Origin of the sequence: Qipengyuania polymorpha, from assembly GCF_019711435.1 — a bacterium.
In the GTDB taxonomy this organism is placed as follows: Bacteria; Pseudomonadota; Alphaproteobacteria; order Sphingomonadales; family Sphingomonadaceae; genus Qipengyuania; species Qipengyuania polymorpha.
The window spans coordinates 524,236-544,155 of sequence record NZ_JAIGNK010000003.1 but is presented as its reverse complement, the minus strand read 5'-3'; the positions used below and the strand labels follow the sequence as shown (position 1 = coordinate 544,155).

The 19,920-nt window shown below is 64.4% G+C and carries 23 protein-coding genes; 8 read left to right on the top strand and 15 right to left on the bottom strand.

Translation table 11 applies throughout. The annotated features are described in order from the left end of the window. Positions 1 to 9: 9 nt before the first annotated feature. The 9 genes from K3152_RS11510 to K3152_RS11470 all read right to left on the bottom strand — a co-directional run bounded on the left by K3152_RS11510 (position 10) and on the right by K3152_RS11470 (position 6,798). Positions 10 to 933 carry a helix-turn-helix domain-containing protein gene (locus K3152_RS11510; RefSeq protein WP_221574234.1) on the bottom strand — a complete coding sequence of 308 codons (924 nt, stop codon included), beginning with the start codon at positions 931 to 933 and terminating at the stop codon, positions 10 to 12. A gap of 49 nt (positions 934 to 982) precedes the next feature. Continuing rightward, entirely contained in the window at positions 983 to 1,882 is a 900-nt protein-coding gene (locus K3152_RS11505; protein WP_221574233.1) for a helix-turn-helix domain-containing protein, read from the bottom strand. After that, complete coding sequence (locus tag K3152_RS11500; RefSeq protein WP_221574232.1) at positions 1,879 to 2,796, bottom strand: helix-turn-helix domain-containing protein; 918 nt, start codon at positions 2,794 to 2,796, stop codon at positions 1,879 to 1,881. Before K3152_RS11500 ends, K3152_RS11505 begins: the two co-directional genes overlap by 4 nt. A 106-nt stretch (positions 2,797 to 2,902) precedes the next feature. Next, the gene (gene rplT, locus K3152_RS11495; RefSeq protein WP_221574231.1) at positions 2,903 to 3,262 is read right to left on the bottom strand and encodes a 50S ribosomal protein L20; all 360 of its coding nucleotides are present in this window, start codon (positions 3,260 to 3,262) and stop codon (positions 2,903 to 2,905) included. Positions 3,263 to 3,285: 23 nt separating this feature from the next. After that, positions 3,286 to 3,489: a 50S ribosomal protein L35 gene (rpmI, locus tag K3152_RS11490; RefSeq protein WP_221574230.1), complete on the bottom strand. Its 204-nt coding sequence runs from the start codon at positions 3,487 to 3,489 to the stop codon at positions 3,286 to 3,288. 118 nt (positions 3,490 to 3,607) lie between these two features. Next, a complete protein-coding gene (locus K3152_RS11485; RefSeq protein ID WP_221574229.1) occupies positions 3,608 to 4,354 on the bottom strand; it encodes an SDR family oxidoreductase in 747 nt (248 codons plus the stop codon). Position 4,355: 1 nt separating this feature from the next. Continuing rightward, the gene (locus K3152_RS11480; protein WP_221574228.1) at positions 4,356 to 5,120 is read right to left on the bottom strand and encodes an SDR family NAD(P)-dependent oxidoreductase; all 765 of its coding nucleotides are present in this window, start codon (positions 5,118 to 5,120) and stop codon (positions 4,356 to 4,358) included. A 111-nt stretch (positions 5,121 to 5,231) separates the two neighbouring features. Continuing rightward, positions 5,232 to 5,891, bottom strand: a complete 660-nt coding sequence (locus K3152_RS11475; RefSeq protein ID WP_221574227.1) for an outer membrane protein — start codon at positions 5,889 to 5,891, stop codon at positions 5,232 to 5,234. Positions 5,892 to 6,018: 127 nt separating this feature from the next. Next, entirely contained in the window at positions 6,019 to 6,798 is a 780-nt protein-coding gene (locus tag K3152_RS11470; RefSeq protein ID WP_221574226.1) for an inositol monophosphatase family protein, read from the bottom strand. 85 nt (positions 6,799 to 6,883) lie between these two features. Here K3152_RS11470 and K3152_RS11465 point away from each other — a divergent pair, with 85 nt between their 5' ends. Next, on the top strand, positions 6,884 to 7,894 hold the full coding sequence (locus K3152_RS11465; RefSeq protein WP_221574225.1) for a helix-turn-helix transcriptional regulator: 1,011 nt from the start codon (positions 6,884 to 6,886) through the stop codon (positions 7,892 to 7,894). Here the strand turns inward: K3152_RS11465 and K3152_RS11460 are convergent. Both K3152_RS11460 and glpX read right to left on the bottom strand, forming a co-directional pair. Next, entirely contained in the window at positions 7,891 to 8,826 is a 936-nt protein-coding gene (locus K3152_RS11460) for a ribose-phosphate pyrophosphokinase (RefSeq protein WP_221574224.1), read from the bottom strand. The genes K3152_RS11465 and K3152_RS11460 overlap by 4 nt on opposite strands. Before the next feature lie 126 nt (positions 8,827 to 8,952). Next, positions 8,953 to 9,924 carry a class II fructose-bisphosphatase gene (glpX, locus tag K3152_RS11455; RefSeq protein ID WP_221574223.1) on the bottom strand — a complete coding sequence of 324 codons (972 nt, stop codon included), beginning with the start codon at positions 9,922 to 9,924 and terminating at the stop codon, positions 8,953 to 8,955. Positions 9,925 to 10,043: 119 nt separating this feature from the next. On the opposite strand from glpX, the gene K3152_RS11450 reads away from it, so the two are divergent. Continuing rightward, positions 10,044 to 10,643, top strand: coding sequence for a hypothetical protein (locus tag K3152_RS11450; protein ID WP_221574222.1), 600 nt, complete (start codon positions 10,044 to 10,046; stop codon positions 10,641 to 10,643). Here the strand turns inward: K3152_RS11450 and K3152_RS11445 are convergent. The 3 genes from K3152_RS11445 to K3152_RS11435 form a co-directional block, all read right to left on the bottom strand. After that, positions 10,597 to 11,904 carry a homoserine dehydrogenase gene (locus K3152_RS11445; RefSeq protein ID WP_221574221.1) on the bottom strand — a complete coding sequence of 436 codons (1,308 nt, stop codon included), beginning with the start codon at positions 11,902 to 11,904 and terminating at the stop codon, positions 10,597 to 10,599. The genes K3152_RS11450 and K3152_RS11445 overlap by 47 nt on opposite strands. Next, a complete protein-coding gene (locus tag K3152_RS11440; RefSeq protein WP_221574220.1) occupies positions 11,897 to 12,313 on the bottom strand; it encodes an acyl-CoA thioesterase in 417 nt (138 codons plus the stop codon). Before K3152_RS11440 ends, K3152_RS11445 begins: the two co-directional genes overlap by 8 nt. Positions 12,314 to 12,396: 83 nt before the next feature. Beyond that, the gene (locus K3152_RS11435) at positions 12,397 to 13,218 is read right to left on the bottom strand and encodes a hypothetical protein (protein WP_221574219.1); all 822 of its coding nucleotides are present in this window, start codon (positions 13,216 to 13,218) and stop codon (positions 12,397 to 12,399) included. 385 nt (positions 13,219 to 13,603) lie between these two features. On the opposite strand from K3152_RS11435, the gene K3152_RS11430 reads away from it, so the two are divergent. From K3152_RS11430 to K3152_RS11405, 6 genes are all read left to right on the top strand, one after another. Beyond that, positions 13,604 to 14,329, top strand: coding sequence for an energy transducer TonB (locus K3152_RS11430; RefSeq protein ID WP_247713359.1), 726 nt, complete (start codon positions 13,604 to 13,606; stop codon positions 14,327 to 14,329). 48 nt (positions 14,330 to 14,377) lie between these two features. Beyond that, positions 14,378 to 15,181: a MotA/TolQ/ExbB proton channel family protein gene (locus K3152_RS11425; protein ID WP_221574217.1), complete on the top strand. Its 804-nt coding sequence runs from the start codon at positions 14,378 to 14,380 to the stop codon at positions 15,179 to 15,181. Positions 15,182 to 15,269: 88 nt separating this feature from the next. Further along, the gene (locus K3152_RS11420; RefSeq protein ID WP_221574216.1) at positions 15,270 to 15,800 is read left to right on the top strand and encodes an ExbD/TolR family protein; all 531 of its coding nucleotides are present in this window, start codon (positions 15,270 to 15,272) and stop codon (positions 15,798 to 15,800) included. A gap of 52 nt (positions 15,801 to 15,852) precedes the next feature. Then, complete coding sequence (locus K3152_RS11415; RefSeq protein ID WP_221574215.1) at positions 15,853 to 16,296, top strand: ExbD/TolR family protein; 444 nt, start codon at positions 15,853 to 15,855, stop codon at positions 16,294 to 16,296. Positions 16,297 to 16,461: 165 nt separating this feature from the next. Beyond that, positions 16,462 to 16,896, top strand: coding sequence for an ExbD/TolR family protein (locus K3152_RS11410; protein WP_247713358.1), 435 nt, complete (start codon positions 16,462 to 16,464; stop codon positions 16,894 to 16,896). Positions 16,897 to 16,988: 92 nt separating this feature from the next. Further along, the gene (locus K3152_RS11405; protein WP_221574214.1) at positions 16,989 to 17,447 is read left to right on the top strand and encodes an ExbD/TolR family protein; all 459 of its coding nucleotides are present in this window, start codon (positions 16,989 to 16,991) and stop codon (positions 17,445 to 17,447) included. A 7-nt stretch (positions 17,448 to 17,454) separates the two neighbouring features. Here the strand turns inward: K3152_RS11405 and K3152_RS11400 are convergent, their stop codons facing one another. Then, positions 17,455 to 19,914 (bottom strand): ligase-associated DNA damage response DEXH box helicase, encoded by a 2,460-nt coding sequence (locus K3152_RS11400; RefSeq protein WP_221574213.1) that lies wholly within the window; start codon positions 19,912 to 19,914, stop codon positions 17,455 to 17,457. Positions 19,915 to 19,920: the final 6 nt, after the last annotated feature.

Here is a 19,920-nt window from a genome sequence, read left to right as displayed (position 1 = left end):
GGCGCAATGCTAAACCCCAGTTTCGTCCTCGAGCACCTGACCCGGCCCTTGGAGCGCCTGATGCGGAACCCCCGCAGTAGCGCTGGTCACCGCAACCGCCGCCCTGACGATCGGGTGGTCGCGCTCGGCATATTCGCTCGGGGTCATTCCCATCACCGCCTTGAAGTCGCGGATGAAGTGGGCCTGGTCCCAGTAATGCGTGTCGAGCGCATTTATCCAGTTCATCGAGGGGTCGAGCATGTATTTGCCGAGACTGCGCAGGAAACGTTGCTTCTTGAGCAGCGCGCGCGCGGGAAAGCCGAAATGCCGCTTGCAGAAACGCTCGAACGTGCGCGGGTTCTTGCCCGCCATCGCGGCCAGCGGGGCAACCGCGGTGGTATCTTCCGACAGCAGGCTGAGATGGACGGCATGGATGGTGCTTTCCTCGCGCGGGCGGCTGCCCAGGAGGGCGCGGAAGCATGTCGTAATCCGCTCGGCGCAGGCAACCATGTCGTCGCCATCCTCAAGCAGCGAATCCAGCAGGTCGGCGAGTGGTTCGAGCCCCTCAACCTCGTTGATGTCGCGGAAGCTGTTGGCCATTTCGAAGGCCGGATAACCCACCAATCGCGCCCATCCGGCGGGGGTGAGGCCGATACCCCAGAACTTGCCGTTGCTGATGCGCAGCCGGGTGACGCGGTTGGTGGCACCGGAAATGACGGCGGCAGGGACATCGACCAGCGGGTCGTCCCCGATGCAGGCCTCGTAGATGTCGGCCGTCCCGGTGCGCAAATTGGCCTGCTCGGGAGGCAGCCAGTCTTCTACCAGCGTGTCTTCGGCGACTTCGGTGCGATAGCAACCCAGCGTGTAGGGGGCGAGGTCGGGCGCGAGGCCGATGACCCGCAGGCGCAGGCCGCCGGAGTTGAATTCGCTTATCGCAGGTGCGGAGTCGCCCATGGACGGCCCCTATCGGCGCAATTGTGCTTTAAAAGCAAGGGGGAGAGCCTCAACCGCCCGGCTTGCCCGGCCTGTGCAGCACCTGCATCGCCGCGCCCGCCGTGGCCATGCGCGCCCCGGCAGCCGCCGACAGCACCGGATGGTCGAGCGCGGCATATTGGCGCGGTGTCATTTTCATGAAGTGCTTGAAGTCGCGCACGAAATGCGCCTGGTCATGGTAATGCGCGTCGAGTGTCTCGATCCATTTCATCGACGGATCGAGCATGAATTGCGCAAGGCTGCGCAGGAAGCGCTGGCGCCGCAGGAGCAATTGCGGCGAGAAGCCGAACACGTCGCGGCTGAAACGCTCGAGCGTGCGCACCGACATTCCGGCAGCTTCGGCAATTTCGGCGACCGTGTGGACAGCAGGGTCGACCAGCCTGCGCTGCACCGACAGGATGGCCTTCTCGCGCGGTGCGGCGCTTGCGAGCGCATCGAGGAAATGGTCCGATAGCGAGGCGCAGACTGCGTGCGCATCCTCTTGCGCATCGCGCAGGAGCGGGGCCACGCCGGCCAGCACGGACAATTCGGGATGGGCTGCCGGGTCGCTGATCCGGTCGCTGAAATCGCTGGCCGACGCAGAGGTCAGCCGTGCCCAGCCCAGCGGCAGGATACCGATACCCCAGCTTGTCCCGTCGGTCGCCTCGAACAGGTTGGTGAGCGTGGTGGGTCCCGTCAGGCTGAGCGCGGGGATGGGTTCGGGGTCGCCCGCCCCGATGGCCGCCTTGACCGAACCTTCCGGGAAATACCGCAGGTTGGTCCACTCGGGGTGCAGGTAATCGACCACCGGGTCATCCATCGCACCCGAAATGCGCATGCGATAATAGGTCGTGATGAAGGGGCGCAATTCTTCCCGCGGAAGAAAGAATTCGAGGTCGACCCTGTGACGCGCAACCCGGCCCCGGTTCATTCGGCCTCGTCGTCCGGTTCGAAATGGCGCGGCGTGTCGAGCGTCTGCACAGGCGAACCCCAGACCCTTTGCCGCTCTTCCATGAAGGCAGCGAGGACAGGATGCGGCATTGCGGCATATTGCGTCGGCGACATGCCCATGAAGGTGTGGAACTCGTGCACGAAATGCGCCTGGTCGTGATAGTGCCGGTCGATCGTTTCGGTCCAGCTCTTGCCGTCCGACAGCATGAAGGCCGCAAGGCTGCGCATCATGCGCTGGCGGCGCAGGAGCAACCTTGGGGGGAAGCCGAAGTGCCTGCGACACAGGCGTTCCAGCGTGCGGGTGGTGATGCCGACCCGCTCTGCCAGCGTGCCCACCTCGATGAGATAGGGATCGACCATGGCCTCGTGGACCTTGAGGATACGGGACGCGTCGCGCGGCATCGGCGCAAGGTCGCGGAAAAATTCGGTGATCAGCGCAAATTGCGCCGCGTCGTTTTCACCTCCCGAGCACAAGGCGTTGTGAAGCGGCGTGAAGCGGGAAAAGACTTCGCTCTGGTGCCCGTCGCAAATCGTATTGGCAAATTCGTCCGCCGGAGCGGCCATATAGCGCGCCCACCCCAGGGGCAGGAGGCCGATGCCCCACATGCTCGTGGCAGGCAGTTCGAACCGCATCGGGAGCGAACTGGGTCCGGTGGCCTGGAAGGAAGAGGTCACCGCATCACCGCCCTCGGGCGGGTAGGCATGCGGAGGTTCGCCCATGAAGAAACGCAGGTTCGACCATTCGGGCTGGAGGTAGTCGGACAGGATTTTGCCCCTGGGGGGCCTCACCTCCATCTTGTAGAATGTCGTGAAGCACGGCGCGAGGTCGTCGGGCGGAGCGAAAAAACGCACCGCGACCTGGGGCACTGCACCGGTTGTATTGCCCTCGCTCATTCAGCGCAGCCTAGCGCATTTTGGAGGGCTTCTCCATCTGCGATAAAAGAAAACGGGCACTCCCGTTGCCGGAAGCGCCCGTTTTACTTGCAATCGGACCGGCGAATTAGGCGGGAAGCGCCTTCTTGGCCTGTTCGATGATCGTCTTGAAAGCAGCGCCTTCGTTCATGGCGAGGTCTGCCATGACCTTGCGATCGAGTTCGATGCCGGCGAGCTTGGTGCCGTGCATGAACTGCGAATAGGTCAGGCCTTCGGCGCGAACCGCAGCGTTGATGCGCTGGATCCACAGGGCGCGGAAGTTGCGCTTTTTGACCTTGCGGTCGCGGTATGCGTACTGGCCGGCCTTTTCGACCGCCTGGCGCGCGACGCGGATGGTGTTCTTGCGGCGACCGCGATAGCCCTTGGCCTGGTCTAGGAGCCGCTTGTGCTTCTGGCGCGTGGTAACGCCGCGTTTAATGCGAGGCATATCAGTATCTCCTTAGTTCGCGATCAGTTGAGGCCGTAGGGCGCCCAGCTCTTGACGGCTTTCCAGTCGGCTTCGGACAGGACAGTCGTGCCGCGGTTCTGGCGGATATACTTCGCATTGTGGCTGGACAGGCGGTGGCGCTTGCCGGCGACACCATGCTTGACCTTGCCGGTTGCAGTGATCTTGAAGCGCTTCTTCACACCGCTCTTGGTCTTCAGCTTGGGCATTTTCATCTCCTTGTCAGAGACACGTCGCGCCAGCCCTGGCAGCCCTAATGGCCAGACCGGCGGGGAATCACGTGTCGGTGAAGGGCGCGCAAATAGCCGTTGTGCGCGATATTGCAAGTCAGAAATGGGCGAGATAGCCGCCGTCGACCGCGATACTCTGCCCGGTAATGTAGCTTGCATCACCCGAGGCGAGAAAGGCCACCGCGCCTGCTATCTCGTGCGGTTCGCCCCAGCGACCGAGCGAGGTGCGGCGTGCAAGGTGCCGGGCGATGGCTTCGTCCGCGACCATTTCGGCATTGGCCTCGGTGGCGAAATAGCCGGGCGCAACAGAATTGACCGTAATCCCGTCGGCCCCAAGTTCCGCCGCCAGCGCGCGGGTCAGGGCGGCCAGCCCGCCCTTGCTCGCAGTGTAGGCGGCATCGCCGCGCGCGATCTCGGCCGCAATCGAGGTGATATTGATGATCCGCCCGTAGCCGCGTGCGCGCATCAGCGGCGCGGCGCGCCGGGCCAGGTCGAAGGGCGCGACGAGGTTGGTATCGAGCAGCCGGGCCATGTCGGCCCGCGAAATATCCCCCAGCTCTCGCCGGTCGCGCTCTCCGACATTGTTGACGAGGATGTCGAGGCCGCCCTCGCCGAAAGTGGCGAATGCGGCGCAAGTGGCTGCCTCATCGCTGACGTCGAAGGGGAGCGGCTGCGCATTGCCGCCGATGGCTTCGCAGGCTTTGCGCAAGGCGTCTGCGTCCCGCCCTCCCATGAATACGACAGCCCCGTCGCCCGCCAGGCGCTTGGCAATTTCGAACCCCAGACCGCGCGCTGCGCCGGTCACGAGGGCCACGCGGCCTTCCAGTTTTCCCCCTGCACTCATGTCAGTGCTCGTAGATCATCTTTACCGTCATGCCACCATCGATATTGAGGTGTTGCCCGGTTACGAAACCGGCACCGTGCAGATATTCCACTGCCCCAGCGATATCTTCGGGCCTGCCGATGCGTCCGACGGGATGTTGCTCGCGGTCTTTGTCGCGGTGCTCGGGATGGCTGCGCGCGCCGCGTTTCTGCCACGGGCCGGTCTCGATCCAGCCCGGACGGATGGCGTTGACGCGAATGTCCGGCCCGAGCGTCACGGCCATCGAGTGAGTCAGCGCATCGAGCCCGCCCTTGGCCGCGGCATAGGCGAAGGTTTCAGGCTCGCTCATCACTGCGCGCGTCGAGGAGATATTGGCAATGCTCGCCTGCCCTGCCCGCCTGAGGTGCGGCAGGCTGGCGCGCGACACGAGGAAGGCGGCGGTCAGGCTTGCGTCGAGCCACGCCTGCCAGTCGGCGAGGTCGAGGTCTTCGAGTGGCCCGCAATAGGGATCGGAAATGCCCGAGTTGTTGACGAGGCAATCGAGCCCGTCGTCGCCCAGCCATTCGGCGATGCGTTCGAAAGCGCGCGAAACCTCGCCTTCCCTGCCGGTGTCGCAGGTCAGCAGCAGCGCCTGTTCGCGCGGCAAGGCATCGCGTAGCTGGGCCAGCGCCTCGCTATCTATGTCGAGGCCGATCACCCGCCAGCCGAGGCCGGCGAAGTGCATCAGGATGGCGCGGCCGATGCCATTGCCCGCCCCGGTCACGCATATCGTCTTCGCTCTATCCATGGCGCTGCAACGGGTGCGGCGCGGTGAAGGTCCGGGAAGGCCCATGAAAAAGGGGCAGCAGGGCCAAAAGCCCGCCGCCCCTCATCTGGTCGTTCTTGCGAACGGCGCTGTTTAGAAGCGCGCGCCGGTCGAAATGCCGAAAATCAGGCGCTGGAGGTCATAGCCCCAGACGTCGTTGTTTCCGCTGACGCCGAACTCGCCGCGAGCGTAAATGGTCTCGGAGAAACCATGCTCGTAGCCGATGGCGAAGTTGTAACCACCGAAGGTGTCACGTGCGTCGACGTCGTAGATGACACCGCCGTCTGCGAAGCTGCCCTCGAGGGCCGCGGTCTGCTGGCCGTAGCCGAGCTTGCCGTAAAGCAGGCCGGTATCGCCGCTGGCGAGGCCAACCTGCAGGCCGGTCGCCCAATATTCGGGGGCCGTGAAGCAGACGCCTTCTTCACAGGTTTCAAGGCTCGAGAAATCATAGGTGAAGTACGGACCGACGGTCACGTTTTCGCCGACGGGGAAATCGTAGCCTGCTTCGAAGCCGACACCGATGCCGTTGCCGAATTCGACGGTCTCGCCGACCTGGTAGTAATAGATACCTTCGTAACGGATCTCTGCCGGATCGCTGATGGTTTCGTAGAACACGCGGCCTTCCACGCGGAAGCCCGACTTGTATTCGGCTCCGGTGACGTAGTCGTCGGTTTCTTCATATTCGCCCTGCGCGTGTGCCGCGACAGGCATGCAGGCACCGGCCATGGCCAATGCGAGAACAATCTTCTTCATAATAATACAGACCCTGAATTAGCCCTTGAATTGCCGTCCAATCGGCGGCTGCGCTTTAAAAGCCAATCGTTGGAATTCTATAAACAAAGACATTCAGGTCACAGAAGCGGGCGGGACTGTTGCTTATTTACCCCAGCCCCATGGCCTCGAGCACATCCTCGAGCCGTGCCGGGTCGCCGATGGCGAGCGCGGTACCGTCGCTTCCGGCGTGAAGCGGCTCGCCAGACCAGTCGCACATCAACCCGCCCGCCCCTTCGACGATGGGAGCCAGCGCAGCGAAATCGTGCAGCTTGAGGCCCGCCTCGCATACGAGGTCGATATGCCCGCTCGCGACGAGCCCGTAATTGTAGCAATCGCCGCCATAGATGATCTTGCGCTCGGCCACCGCCTTGGCAAGTCCCATGAAGTGGTCGGCCTCGCCCTCGGTAAAGGCATGCGGGCTGGTCGTGCCCAGCACCGCGCCCGACAATTCGCGGCAGGCAGCGGTGCGGACGGGCTTGCCGTTGAAGGTCGTCTCATGCCCCATGCGTCCGGCCCAGCGCTCGCGCCCGATCGGCTGGTCGATGATGCCGAGCACGGGGAAGCCGTCCTGCAGCAGGGCGATAAGCGTACCGAAAATCGGCCGACCGGCGATGAAGCTGGTGGTCCCGTCGATGGGATCGAGCACCCACTGGCGCCCCGCACCCTCGTTGCGCGTCCCGTATTCCTCGCCGATGATGCCGTCATCGCCGCGCTCGGCCTCGAGAATCGCGCGCATGGCTGCCTCGGCGGCGCGGTCCGCTTCGGTGACGAAGGTGCGGTCCTCCTTCTGCTCCTGGTCCCAATCGCCGCGGAACAGCGGGCGGATAGCGTCGCCTGCGGCATCGGCGAGGCGGTGGGCGAGGTCGAGATCGGAACGTGTAGCCATGGGTGCGCATTTGACAGGTGCGCGGCATTGGTCAAGACGCACTGCACGACCGACGTCGCCCTTCGGGTCGCACTGAAGGGAACAGATGATGAGCCTTAACCGGCGTCCCCCTCCCAAGCCGCACCGCGCAAATGGCCGCTCTGCTGCGCTCGCTTCGTCCACCGGGCTGACGCGCGACGGCTTGCCGCTTGCCTATAGCCGCGCGCCCGCTCGCGATATTGCTCCCTGGGTCCAGTCGCTCGCGGTGGTGGACATCGAAGACGGGACCGGTCGGCGCCGCTGCGGCTTCTTTTCCGACAATCCGGTCATCCGGGTCCCCTTACGCGGCCAATGGCGTTTCCAGACCGCCGACGGACCGCGCGATTTCGACGCAAGGCACGGTAGCCGGACGCTCTACTTCGGTCCCCAGACCAGGGAAATGGAGGTCGAGGTCAGGGGGCCCATACGATTCCTCATGGTGCAGTTCCATCCCGGTGCCCCGTCGTTCGACCAGTCGAAAACGCACGAGGAGACACTCGACCGGATCGAATGCTTCGATTCCGACATTCCCGGTGACATCCGGCGCGCCGACTATGACGTGAACGAGAGCCGGGAAACCTGGCTCGACCAGTTCGAGGAGCGATGCCGGCAGGTCCTGTTCCAGCGCGTCAAGACACCGCCCGAGGAGATGTCGCTGGCAATCAGCCAGCGCCTGTTGACCGACGTCGATTTCGATCTCGACGAGGTGGCCGAGCAATTCGGCGTGAGCCGGCGCACGGTCGAGCGCCATGTGAGGACCAGCTTCGGAATCAGCCCCAAGCAGGCCGTCCGCCGCGCCCGCGCCCTCGACATGGCAGCAGCGCTGCTGGGAGTCGCCATGCCGGAAGAGGAAGCCGATTTCCGCCTGCGCTATTTCGACCAGTCGCACATGACGCGCGAGATCCAGCACTTCTTCGGGACCTCGCCCGGAGCGCTTGCCCGTATGGAAGCCGTACTGCTGCGCATCGACCTCGAAATCCGCCAGATGCGGCGGCTCGAGGCGATGGACGAACTGGGCGTGGCGCAAGTGCCCTGGCGCGACCCGGAGGCCGAACCGCCGACCAACGGCGCGGCTTAGTCGAACAGCGAGCTGACCGAGCTTTCGTCGGCGATGCGGCGCACGGCCTCGCCGATCAGCGGGGCGATGGTGAGGATACGGATTTTGTCCGAATCCTTGGCTGCTTCGGTCGGCTTGATGGAATCGGTAATCACCAGTTCCTTCAGCGCCGAACCGTCGACACGCGCGACTGCGCCGCCCGACAGCACGCCGTGGGTGATATAGGCAGTGACCGAAGCCGCACCCTCGTCGAGCAGCGACTGGGCGGCGTTGCACAGCGTGCCGCCCGAATCGATGATGTCGTCGATCATGATGCAGTGGCGGTTTTTCACGTCGCCGATAATGTTCATGACCTCGCTCTCGCCCGGACGGTCGCGGCGCTTGTCGACGATGGCCAGCGGCGCGTTGTCGAGACGCTTGGCCAGCGCACGCGCGCGGACTACGCCGCCGACGTCGGGCGAGACGACCATCAGATCCTGGTCGCCATAACGCGCCTGGATGTCGGCTGCCATGACCGGCGCACCGAAGAGGTTGTCGGTCGGGATGTCGAAGAAGCCCTGGATCTGGCCTGCGTGGAGGTCGACGGCGAGCACGCGGTCGGCGCCGGCCTCGGTGATGAGGTTGGCGACCAGCTTGGCCGAAATCGGCGTACGCGGGCCGGGCTTCCGGTCCTGCCTTGCATAGCCGAAATAGGGGACAACTGCAGTGATGCGGCGGGCCGAGGCGCGCTTCAGCGCATCGATGCAGATGAGCAGTTCCATGAGGTTATCGTTCGCGGGATAGCTCGTGGACTGGACCACGAAGACATCCTCGCCGCGCACGTTCTCGTGGATCTCGACGAAGATTTCCTCGTCCGCGAAGCGGCGCACCTGCGCATCGACAAGCGGCATTTCAAGATAACCCGCAATCGCGCGTGCGAGCGGCAGGTTCGAGTTGGCGGCCATGATTTTCATGAAAGCGAATCCCCGTCGGAAGCTGTGACCCCCGCCTAGCCTAGCGTCACGGGATTGCAACATGGCCAAGCGCGGTTTTGCGCCCCTTTGCCGAAAATTTGGCCGGTAGCAGTTACAACCTGCGCCTTAGACGCGATGTTCGCCCTTGATCCAGCGCACCGTGCCGGAGCTGGCGCGCATGACCACGCTTTCGGTCGTCATCTTGCCGCCGCGCAGGTACTTCACGCCGTCAAGCAGCGATCCGCTGGTCACGCCGGTTGCGGCAAAGATGCAGTCGCCTTTCACGAGATCATCCCGCGTGTAGATGCGGTCCAGGTCCTCGATGCCCCATTTGGCGGCGCGAGCCTTTTCATCGTCGTTGCGGAAGACGAGGCGGCCGTTGAACTGACCGCCGACGCAGCGCAGCGCTGCTGCCGCGAGCACACCCTCGGGTGCGCCGCCCTGGCCCATGTACATGTCGATGGTGGTGTCCTCGTCGGTCACCGCGATGACGCCGGCCACGTCGCCATCGCCGATCAGCACCACGCCGCAACCGATGCCGCGCAGTTCGGCGATGAGGTCGGCATGGCGCGGGCGGTCGAGCACACAGACGATGATGTCGGAAGGTTCGACGCCCTTGGCCTTCGCCACCGCCTCGACATTCTCGGTCGGCGACTTGGCGAGGTCGATGATGCCTTCGGGGTAGCCGGGGCCTACAGCGAGCTTGTCCATGTAGACGTCCGGCGCGTTGAGCAGGCAGCCTTCCGCGCTGGCGGCGAGCACGGCAAGCGAGTTGGGGCCGGCCTTGGCGGTAATCGTCGTGCCCTCGAGGGGGTCGAGCGCAATGTCGATCTTCGGTCCGCGGCCGGGCGCGCCGCCGACCTTTTCGCCGATGAAGAGCATGGGCGCCTCGTCGCGCTCGCCTTCGCCGATGACCACCGTGCCGTCGATTTCGAGCGTGTCGAAGGCCTTGCGCATCGCCTCGACCGCAGCGGCATCGGCGGCCTTCTCGTCGCCGCGTCCGATGAGCTTGGAAGCGGCCACGGCAGCAGCCTCGGTCACGCGGACCATTTCGAGGACGAGGACGCGGTCGAGCGGATTGCCGGGAGTCGAGTTCATGGGGGGTTCAGTCCTTGAAAGCATGGGTGCGACGCGAACGAAGGCGCGCCTGTGAATTCGTATGCGCGGGCCGATAGACAGGGAGGGCCGGATTGTCGAGATGGAGCCTGCGATTTGCGATGTCCGCCCCGCTGATGGTGGTCGCCATGCCGCTGGCAGCGCAGGAGGCCGCTGAGCCGAAGGACGCGCTCGAGGCGCAGACCGGAGAGCCGCCGCTGACCATCGACATCCTCGCCGCGCGCGAAGAGGCCGAGGACGAAATCTATGAGGACTGCGAAGACGATCAGGATGCAGCCGTCCTCATCGGCGAAATTGTGGTCTGCCGGAAGCGCAGCGGGGACGAGAACCGGCTCTACGACAAGGAAACCGCCGAGCGGAAGCATGCGGAGCGGACGATGCATCACAACGACCCGCAGGCGCCCGAGGCGTTCGGTATACCCAACCACGGCTTCGTGGCAGCGCGCGGGTGCTTCCTCCCGCCTTGCCCGCCGCCGCCAGCCTATATGATCGACTTCGACGAATTGCCCGACACACCGGTCGGCTCGGATGCCGACCGCATGGCGCGCGGCCTCGCGCCGCGCGGTTATTCGGCCAACCCCGATGGCTCGGTGACAGTCGCGGACGAACCGCGCCTGCAGGGCAATGCCGATGAACTCGGCCTGCCCGAACCGCTCAATCCTTCAGGATCGGCATCACCAGCGGAGGAGCCGTCAGGCTAGGCGAGCCGTCGAGCAGTTCGAGCGCCTTCGTCACGCAGCGTTCGGGGCCCTCATGCGTGACCATCGCCACCTGCACGTCACCTCCCTCGTGGTCGCGCCCGCGCTGGATGAGGCTTTCGATCGAGACATCGGCATCGCGCATCGCGGCGGTAATTTCCGCCAGCACGCCGGGACGGTCGGCCACGGTGAAGCGGATGTAGTCGCGCCCCACGCGGTTGCCCGGGTCGGCGGGCGGATAGGTGACGAGGCTGGTTGTCGGCACCGAGAAAGGCGCGCCGCTCTGCCCGCGCGCGATGTCGATGAGGTCGGCTACCACGGCGCTGGCCGTGGGTTTGTCTCCAGCACCTGCACCCTGGAACAGCAGGCGTCCGGAGAAATCGCCTTCTGCCACCACCGCGTTGGTCGGGCCTGTCACCGCGGCGAGCGGGTGCCGGAAAGGTACGAGGCAGGGCCGCACGCGCTGGAGCAGGCGGCAATCGTCGCCCTCGCTGACAAGCGAGGCGATGCCGACGAGGCGGATGACGTAGCCAAGACTGTCGGCCTGCGCGATGTCGCTTGCGCGCACCTCGGTGATACCTTCGGTCCGGACGTTCTCGAAATCGATACGCGTACCGAAGCCGATGGCGGCGAGGATGGCGAGCTTGTGCGCCGCGTCCACGCCCTCGATGTCGAATGCGGGGTCGGCCTCGGCATAGCCCTTGTCCTGCGCGGCAGCGAGCATCTCGTCGAAGTCCGCGCCGGTCTGCTCCATCTCGGAGAGCACGTAATTGCAGGTGCCGTTGAGGATGCCGTAGATGCGGGTCAGCGCATTGGCCGCCGTGCCTTCGCGCAGCCCCTTGAGAACCGGAATGCCGCCCGCCACTGCGGCCTCGAAGGCGAAGGGCGAGTTATGGATCGCCGCCGCTTCGGCAAGTTCGAGGCCGTGATGCGCGACCATCGCCTTGTTGGCCGTCACCAGCCCCTTGCCCGCATCGAAGGCAGCACGCGCGAGGGTGAGCGCAGGACCATCCGAGCCGCCGACGAGTTCGACCACGACATCGACATCGGCGCGCTCCGCCATGGCGTGCATGTCGTCGACCCAGGCATAGGGCGAGAGGTCGACGCCGCGGTCCTTCCCGCGCTCCCGTGCAGTGACGGCCGTGATTTCGATTGGCCGCCCGGCGCGCGCGGCGATCATGTCGCGATTGGTCTCGATGAGGCGGATGACGCCGACACCGACCGTACCCAGCCCGGCAAGGGCTATGCGAAGCGGCTCAGCCATCGACCGTCTCCCGCGCGGGGAAACCGAAGGCATAGCGCACCGCATCGGGCACAGGTGTCGGGCGGCCTTCGGGCAAGTCGACATGGACCGTCAGCAGGCGAATCTCCGCGCGCAGCGAGCCGTCGTCGGCGCCATGCAATGTAATCTGCGTCCGCATGCTCGAATTGCCGATGCTTTCGATTGTCAGGCGGCCCTCGATAAGCTCGTCGAGACGGATGGGAGCGAGGTAATCGACCTCCGCCTTGCGCACGTGGAATTCGACATCCTTGGGCATGCCATTGGCGCGCGCCTCGCGGAAATGCTCGCTGACGAGGACATCGGCATATTCGAGATAGCGCGAATTGAAGACGACGCTCTGCGGGTCGACTTCGGCATAGCGCACGCGGAAAGTGTGTCGGAACGGTTCCATGCGCCCCCGCCTAGCGCATGGGCGGCGGGGGCGTGAACCAGTTTGTCTTGACCCGCCCTAAGCTGGGCGTGTGCGGCTGCTTGTCAGAGCGAGCGGTCGCAACTGCCCAGCTGCTCGACCACATAAGCATAGTCGCGGGCAGCCATCGCCCGCGCCCGCGGATCGCGCGACAGGTTCGCCTGCGCAGGCAGGTCGGACGGCAGCGAACAGGCAAGGCGGTACCATTCGAGCGTTTTCTTCGCAGGCGGACGCGCCGACTGGTCGACGATCTCGCTCCAAGAGACACCCCAGCGCACCGGCTGGTTGGGGCGGCGGACCACGGTAATCGAGACCGGGCCGTCGTTTGCGGTATCGAGGAAAAGCTGGGTTTCGGATTCGCCAACCAGCGTGCCCTCGACCGCCAGCGCATCACCGACGCGGACGATTGCGGGGGGCGCATCGGGTGCCACGAGCGCGGTCAGGACCGGGCGCAGCCGTTCTTCGAAAGCGGCGCTGTAAGGCTGCTGCGCGCCCTTGCCGACGAGCTGGAGCATGCCCGGCCGTCCGGGTACGGACCGCGCGAACAGGAGCACTTCGCTCTTCTTGAGCTTGGGGGCCTTGCCCTTTGAATTGAGCGGGACATCGACAAGATATTCCAGTTCCTGCCCCAGCGGCGCATTGCCCGCGATCAGCGCCAGCGTCTCGGCTTCTATATAAAGGCGCACATGGCCCGGTGCGACATCGGGGGCGCGCTCGGGCTTCAGGGCAACCTGATCGACGATTCTCGCGCGGATAACGAGCGGGGCGGCCTCTGCGAGATCGACCATATCCGCATAAGTGAGCGCGGCAGGGGGAGCCGGTTGTGCGGCCAGCGGAGCGGCCAGCGCAAGGCCTGCAGCTGCAGCGAGAATCGGCAATTTGGACATGGCGTTGAAATAAACCTTTCGTAAAAACCGTCTCTTGGTTCCATCCGGAAACTTTGGAGCATGTCAAAGCGTTCCTTGGAGCAGAGGCCGTGAATCGACCGTGAACCGATAAAGCGCTTGCCCCGTGAAGCCCTCCACCGCTAAGGGGTGCACCATAACCGGGTTAATGATACAATATTGCCTGAGAGTTGCCATTGGCGATTTATTCGGGAACAAGCCTGGCCCAGCGCCGACGTTCCTCGAAGGGTTCGCCAAGGTGTAATAGGAATGCGGTGCCGGGGTACGGATACGTACCTACCCCCCAAACGGCGCCATGAACTGGCCCGGTGCGAATCGGGCAGACACGATGGAGTGATGCAACCGAATGGCTTATGCTGACCAACAGATGAGTAGTAATCGCGTTATCGCGATCGTCATCGTTGCCCTCATTCACATTGCCCTCGGTTACCTGCTCGTCACTGGACTCGCTATCAGCGCAGTCAAGGAAGTGGTCGAGCGCGTAACTACGGTCGATGTGGAAGAGCCCCCGCCGCCCGAGCCCGAGGACGAGCCTCCGCCGCCTCCGCCCGAACAGGAAGTGCCCGAATTCACGCCTCCGCCGGTCGTGCCGCAGCCGAAGCTGAATCCGAAGCCAAATCCTGTCTTCGACCGGACGACGACACAGATCACCGATCGTGAGCCTGATCCGTTGCCGACCAAGACCTGTCCCGGTGGCCAGACCGTCTTCGCGTCGATGGCCTGCCCGGAAGCGACCAAGACCTGCCCGAACGGTTCGACCGTTGCGGTTTCGGCCTCGTGCCCCGTGCCTTCGAAGGCACGCGGCGTGTCGCCCGACAACCTCAACCGCTGGGCCGCGCGTATCCAGGGTGACTATCCCTCCAGCGCCCTGCGCCGCGAGGAACAGGGCACCGTGACCATGCGCATCACGGTTGGTGCCAACGGCCGCGTGGAAGCCTGTTCGGTTACCGGCAGCTCGGGTTCGAGCGCGCTCGACCAGGCAGCCTGCCGCGGGATGCAGCGTTATGCTCGCTACAACCCGGCGCTCAACGCCGCCGGCGACCCGATCAGCGAAACCACGTCGCAATCAATTCGGTATGTCCTGCCCGACTAGGGACCAGGGCAAGGACTACAGATAAATTTTCTTAGAGGACTACTCGCTATGACTTTCACTCTTCTCACCGCGGCTCCCGCAAACGAATTCGGCTTCATGGAAGCCATGGAACAGGGTGGCCCCGTCGCCTGGACGATCCTGGGTATCATGGTCATCATGTCGGTCGGTTCGTTCTACATCCTCTTCACCAAGCTGTTCGAACAGCAGAAGGTGATGAAGCAGTACAAGGACGTGCGCACCGCGTTCTGGCGCCAGAACACCCTGAAGGAAGGCGCAACCAAGCTCGAAAAGAACAGCGCATGGCGCCAGCTCGTCGACGATGCGCTCATCGCCGAAGAAAAGCACGCCAAGCTCAGCGACCAGATGGAAGCGCATGACTGGATGCACGGTTCGCTCGCGCGTTCGGAGCACAGCATCAACGCCAAGCTCGCCGGCGGCCTGCCGTTCCTCGCGACCGTGGGTGCAACCGCTCCGTTCGTCGGCCTGCTCGGTACGGTTATCGGTATCTACCGCGCACTCATCAACATCGGCATGGCCGGCTCGGCATCGATCGACAAGGTCGCAGGCCCGGTTGGTGAAGCACTCATCATGACCGCCATCGGCCTCCTGGTCGCTGTTCCGGCCGTGTTCGCCTACAACTGGCTGCAGAGCCGCAACCGTCGCATCGCCGAGATGCTGAGCGGCTTCTCGACCGACCTGCTGGCGAACATCAACTCGAACGGTTCGATCAAGCCCCCGGCGATGACCGCAACCTCGACGCAGACTGCCGGCAAGGCCGCTGCTGGCCGTACCGTCCCGGGCGCCAAGCCCGCTGCCGGCACGACCACCACGACGACCACGACCAAGCGCTAAGTCATTGGCCGGTGCGGGTGGGCAGCACCCGTCCGCACCGGCAGACTTTAGCAACGTTGTGAATATTTGAACGGATAGGATGTAAGCTATGGCGATCCAGATGGGCGGCGGCGCAGAAACGCCGATGTCGGACATCAACACCACGCCGCTCGTGGACGTGATGCTGGTGCTCCTGATCATCTTCCTCATCGCGGTCCCGGTCGCGATCCAGACCATCGAGAAGCTGGAAATCCCGGTCCTCGAGTCGCAGGAATCGAAGGACAAGGTCGAGAATCTGCTGCTGACGGTAAGCACCAGCGACGATGCCGGCCTCAGCGCAGGCGACACCGGTTTCGCGGGCGCATCGCGCAATGGCGAATGCCGGATCTACTTCAACAATACGACGCCGGTAACGTCGGACGAGCTCTACGACATGGCCTTCGAACGTCTCGACACGATCGTGACGCGTGCAGGCGGCCCCGATGCGATCATGCAGGACCCCGAGAAGATCCCGCAGGTCCATATTCGCGGGGACGTGAATGCACCCTGGTCGTGCGTTGCAGGCGCGATCTACAACGTGCAGGCGGCAGGCTACCCGACCGTCGGCTTCATCTCGAACCCGGTCGACCCCAACGGCTGATAGCGCTTTCGAGCGCTCTGGCCGGCAGGCAATTTTTCAGGAGTAACCCACCATGGCAATGTCAGGCGGCAAGGACGATGGCAGCCCGATGATGGAAATGAACATGACGCCGCTCATCGACGTCCTGCTCGTTCTCCTCATCATGTTCATCATCACCATTCCGGTCGCGACCCACTCGGTCGATATCGACCTCCCGACTCCGCCGGAGAACCCGCCGGACGTCATCGTGGAGCCGATCAAGAACAAGCTCATGATCACGCAGGATGACCAGCTGCTCTGGAACGGCAACCCGATTTCGGACGGCGAACTGGTCCAGCTGCTGCAGGAATCGACCCGCATGGATCCCGAGCCCGAGCTGCAGTTCGAACCCGAACAGCTCGCCAGCTACGATCGTTCGGTCCGTGTCCTTGAAATCATCAAGGCCAGCGGCGTCACGAAGTTCGGCTTCGTCGGCAACGAGCGTTACCGCAGCTTCGGCAAGGCCGGCATGCAGTAAGCCTTCATCGGCTACAGACAAACGGAACGAGGGGCGGGGAAATCCGCCCCTTTTTCTTTGCCTGGCGTAAGTCCGCTGAGCCCGCTGCCCGACCCTTCAATTACAGCCTCTTGCCAACATCAAATATTTGTGATGTTATCACATCAAGCAACGAGGAGACTGCCCATGCCCTTCGCCGCCCGTCGCACTTACGACCACCGCACCATGTTCAGCGACATGAACGTCACGCCCTTCATCGACGTACTGCTGGTCCTCCTCATCATGTTCATCATGGTCATTCCCATGGCCACCCATGCTTTGCTCATCCCGCTGCCCACCGACACGCCGTCGCTGGAAATCCGCGCGGAGAACACGGTCGGCATCGACGCCGCAGACCGCCTTTACTGGAACGGCCAGCAAGTCGACCGCCAGATCCTGCTCAACCAGCTGGCCGGCGCGGCCACGATGACCCCCGAACCGCTCGTCCGCTTCCAGCCCGATGCGAAGGCCAGCTACCAGACCTCCGCGCGCACGATCGCGCTCATCAAGGATGCAGGCGTCGAGAAGTTCGCCTTCATCGGCAACCATCACCATCGCGAATTCGGACGTTCGGGGGAGTGAAGCAAATGAGGCGGCGCAGGAGGCCCTACCCCAAGTTCGACCACGGCGAGCCCATCCGGCGACCCAATGTCGCACCGATTGCCGGAGTACTCATGCTGCCTGCCGTATTGTCGATGGCAAGCTACCCGACGCCCACACACGCGGTGATGATCGATCTGCCGGCACCATACCCCCATATGACCCCGACCCGAGAAGGGAGCGTGCAGCGCATATCGGTGTCCTCTTTGGGCGAACCGATGGTCAATGGCATGGTGGCTGATCGAGCCCAGTTCGCCAACCATCTCGAGTGGATTGCGCAGCAGCCTATCGCTGCGGAAGTCATCTTCGAACCAGCCGCGGACGCCCCTTATGGCGCGTCGCTTCAAGTTCTCGCCGCTCTGGCCGATAAGGGGCTGACTCGATTTTCGTCGTTCTGCTTCGGCGGAATTGAACAACACCGCAAATTCGACAAGGGCGATGGCACACCCCTCGGCATATTGTGGCACCCGCCGGAGCCCGACGTGTCCCCCCTCTCGAACAAATGCAGCGAGTTGCTGCAGCCCGTGCCCTGACCGGGGCCTAATCGGGCAATTCTTCCACCCGCATGGCCGCGCCCGCGAGGCTTTCTGCCTCCAGCAACAATTCATCGTCGACTGCACCCTGCGGCGTAGCCTCGCGGCCGATCATCACCATGACCGGCACGGCGAGCGGGCTCACCCGGTCGAGTTCGACATGCACCAGTTGCTCCGCCGAACGGTCGAGCAGGTCGCCCAGCCTCCCCACATCGGTCATCCGCGTGCGCGCATCGGCCCATGCAGCCTCCAGCAGCACATGGTCGGGCTCGTACTTTCGCAGCACGTCGTAGATGAGGTCGGTCGAGAAGGTGACCTGCTTGCCCGTCTTGCGCTTGCCGGGATGTTGCCGCTCGACCAGCCCGCCGATGACCGCCACCTCGCGGAATGCGCGGCGCAGGAGGTGCGAGTTCTGCACCCACTCGATGAACTCGTCCTGCAGGATGTCGGGCGAGAGCAGCGGTGCCGGGTCCTCGACCGGCTTCAGCCCCCACACCGCGAGGCTGTAATCATTCGCCACGAAACCTCCGGGTAGCAGCCCCCGGTCCTCCATCCGCCGCGTGATGAGCATGCCGAGGCTCTGGTTCGCGTTCCATCCCTCGAAGGTATAATAGACCGAGTAATGCCGCTTGGCGTGGGGGAAGCTCTCGACCAGTAATTGTCCCGGCCCCGGCATCTGGCTGCGCCAGTCCTGCACCTCCAGCCATTCGCGCACATCATCGGGGAAACGCGCCCAGCCAGCGCGGTCGACCAGCATGGTCCGCACCCGCTCGGCAAGGTGCGTGGTCAGCGGCATGCGCGCGCCGCCATAGCTCGGTATCATCGCGTTGGAAGTGGCGGCCTTCACCAGCACCTCCATGTCCTGCAGCTTGACCACCTCGAGGCTCATACCGGCAAAGGCGAAGGTGTCTCCAGGCGATAGCTGCGCAGCGAAGCGCTCCTCTATCTTGCCGAGGCTGCGCCCGCCCCGCCCGCGACCCGAATTGATGCGCACCTCCAGCATCTCGCTGTCGATGATGATGCCTGCGTTGAGCCGGTGCCGCGCGGCCTGTTCGGGATGCGTCAGCCGCCACACGCCCTGCTTGTCGCGCACAATGCGCTTGAACTTGTCATAGGCCTGCAGCGAATAGCCCCCAGTGGCGACAAAGGTGAGCACACGCTCCCACACCTCCTCGTCGACCCAGGCATAGGCGAGGCTGGAGCGCACCTCGCGCAGCAATTCATCCTCCTCGAACGGCGCGGCGCAGGCACAGGCCATGACATGCTGGGCGAGCACGTCGAGCCCGCCGGGCCGGAAATCCTCGCCGTCGCGCTTGCCTTCGTCGACCGCCTCCTTGGCTGCAGTCGCCTCGAGGAATTCAAACCGGTTGCCCGGCACCAGCAGCGCGCGGCTGGGCTGGTCGAGCCTGTGATTGGCGCGCCCGATGCGCTGCAGGAGGCGGCTGGAGCCCTTCGGAGCACCCATCTGCACCACGAGGTCGATATCGCCCCAGTCGACCCCGAGGTCGAGACTGGCGGTCGCCACCAGCGCGCGCAACTCGCCCCGCGCCATCGCCCCTTCCACCTTGCGCCGCGCCTCTTTCGACAGCGAGCCGTGGTGGATGCCGATGGGCAGGTTCTCCTCGTTCACATCCCACAGGTGCTGGAAGATATATTCGGCAAGGAAACGCGTGTTGGTGAAGACCAGCGTCGTGTTGTTGCGCCGGATCTCCTCGTAAAGCTGTGGGATGGCCCAAGTGGCCGCATGACCGCCCCAAGGCACGCGCTCTTCTTCGGGCAGGAGGATTTCGACCTCGGCAGGCGCGCCCTGTTCGCCCTCGACGAGCTGGACGCTGTCGATATCGCCCCACGGCGCGAGCCATTCGCGAAAGCCCTCCGGCCCGGCCACCGTCGCCGAAAGCGCCGCGCGCTGCATATCTGGCGCGATTCCCTGCAATCGTGAAAGGGCGAGCGCGAGCAGGTCACCCCGCTTGCCGGTGGCGAAGGCATGGACCTCGTCGATGACGATGCGCTTGAGGCCAGAGAACATCTCGAAACTGTCGGGATAGGACAACAGCAGCGAAAGGCTCTCGGGCGTGGTCAGAAGTACATTGGGCGGCTTTGTGCGCTGGCGCTTCTTGCGGTCTGAAGGCGTATCCCCGCTGCGCGTCTCGACGGTGAGCCGCAGGCCCATCTCCTCGACCGGTGTGAGGAGGTTGCGCTGCACGTCATGCGCCAGCGCCTTCAGCGGCGAAACATAGAGCGTGTGAAGGCCTTCCGGTGGCTCGCCCCCGGTGCGCGACGGCGCGAAGGCAGCCAGCGTCGGCAGGAAGCCCGCCAGCGTCTTGCCCGCTCCCGTATCGGCGACCAGCAGCGCATGGTGGCCTGCGTCGCTCGCGGCCAGCATTTCGGCCTGGTGCCGCCGCACGCGCCAGCCGCGGCCGGAGAACCAGTCGGCAATCTCGGGCGGGATATCGGCGGCGCTCACGCTGTA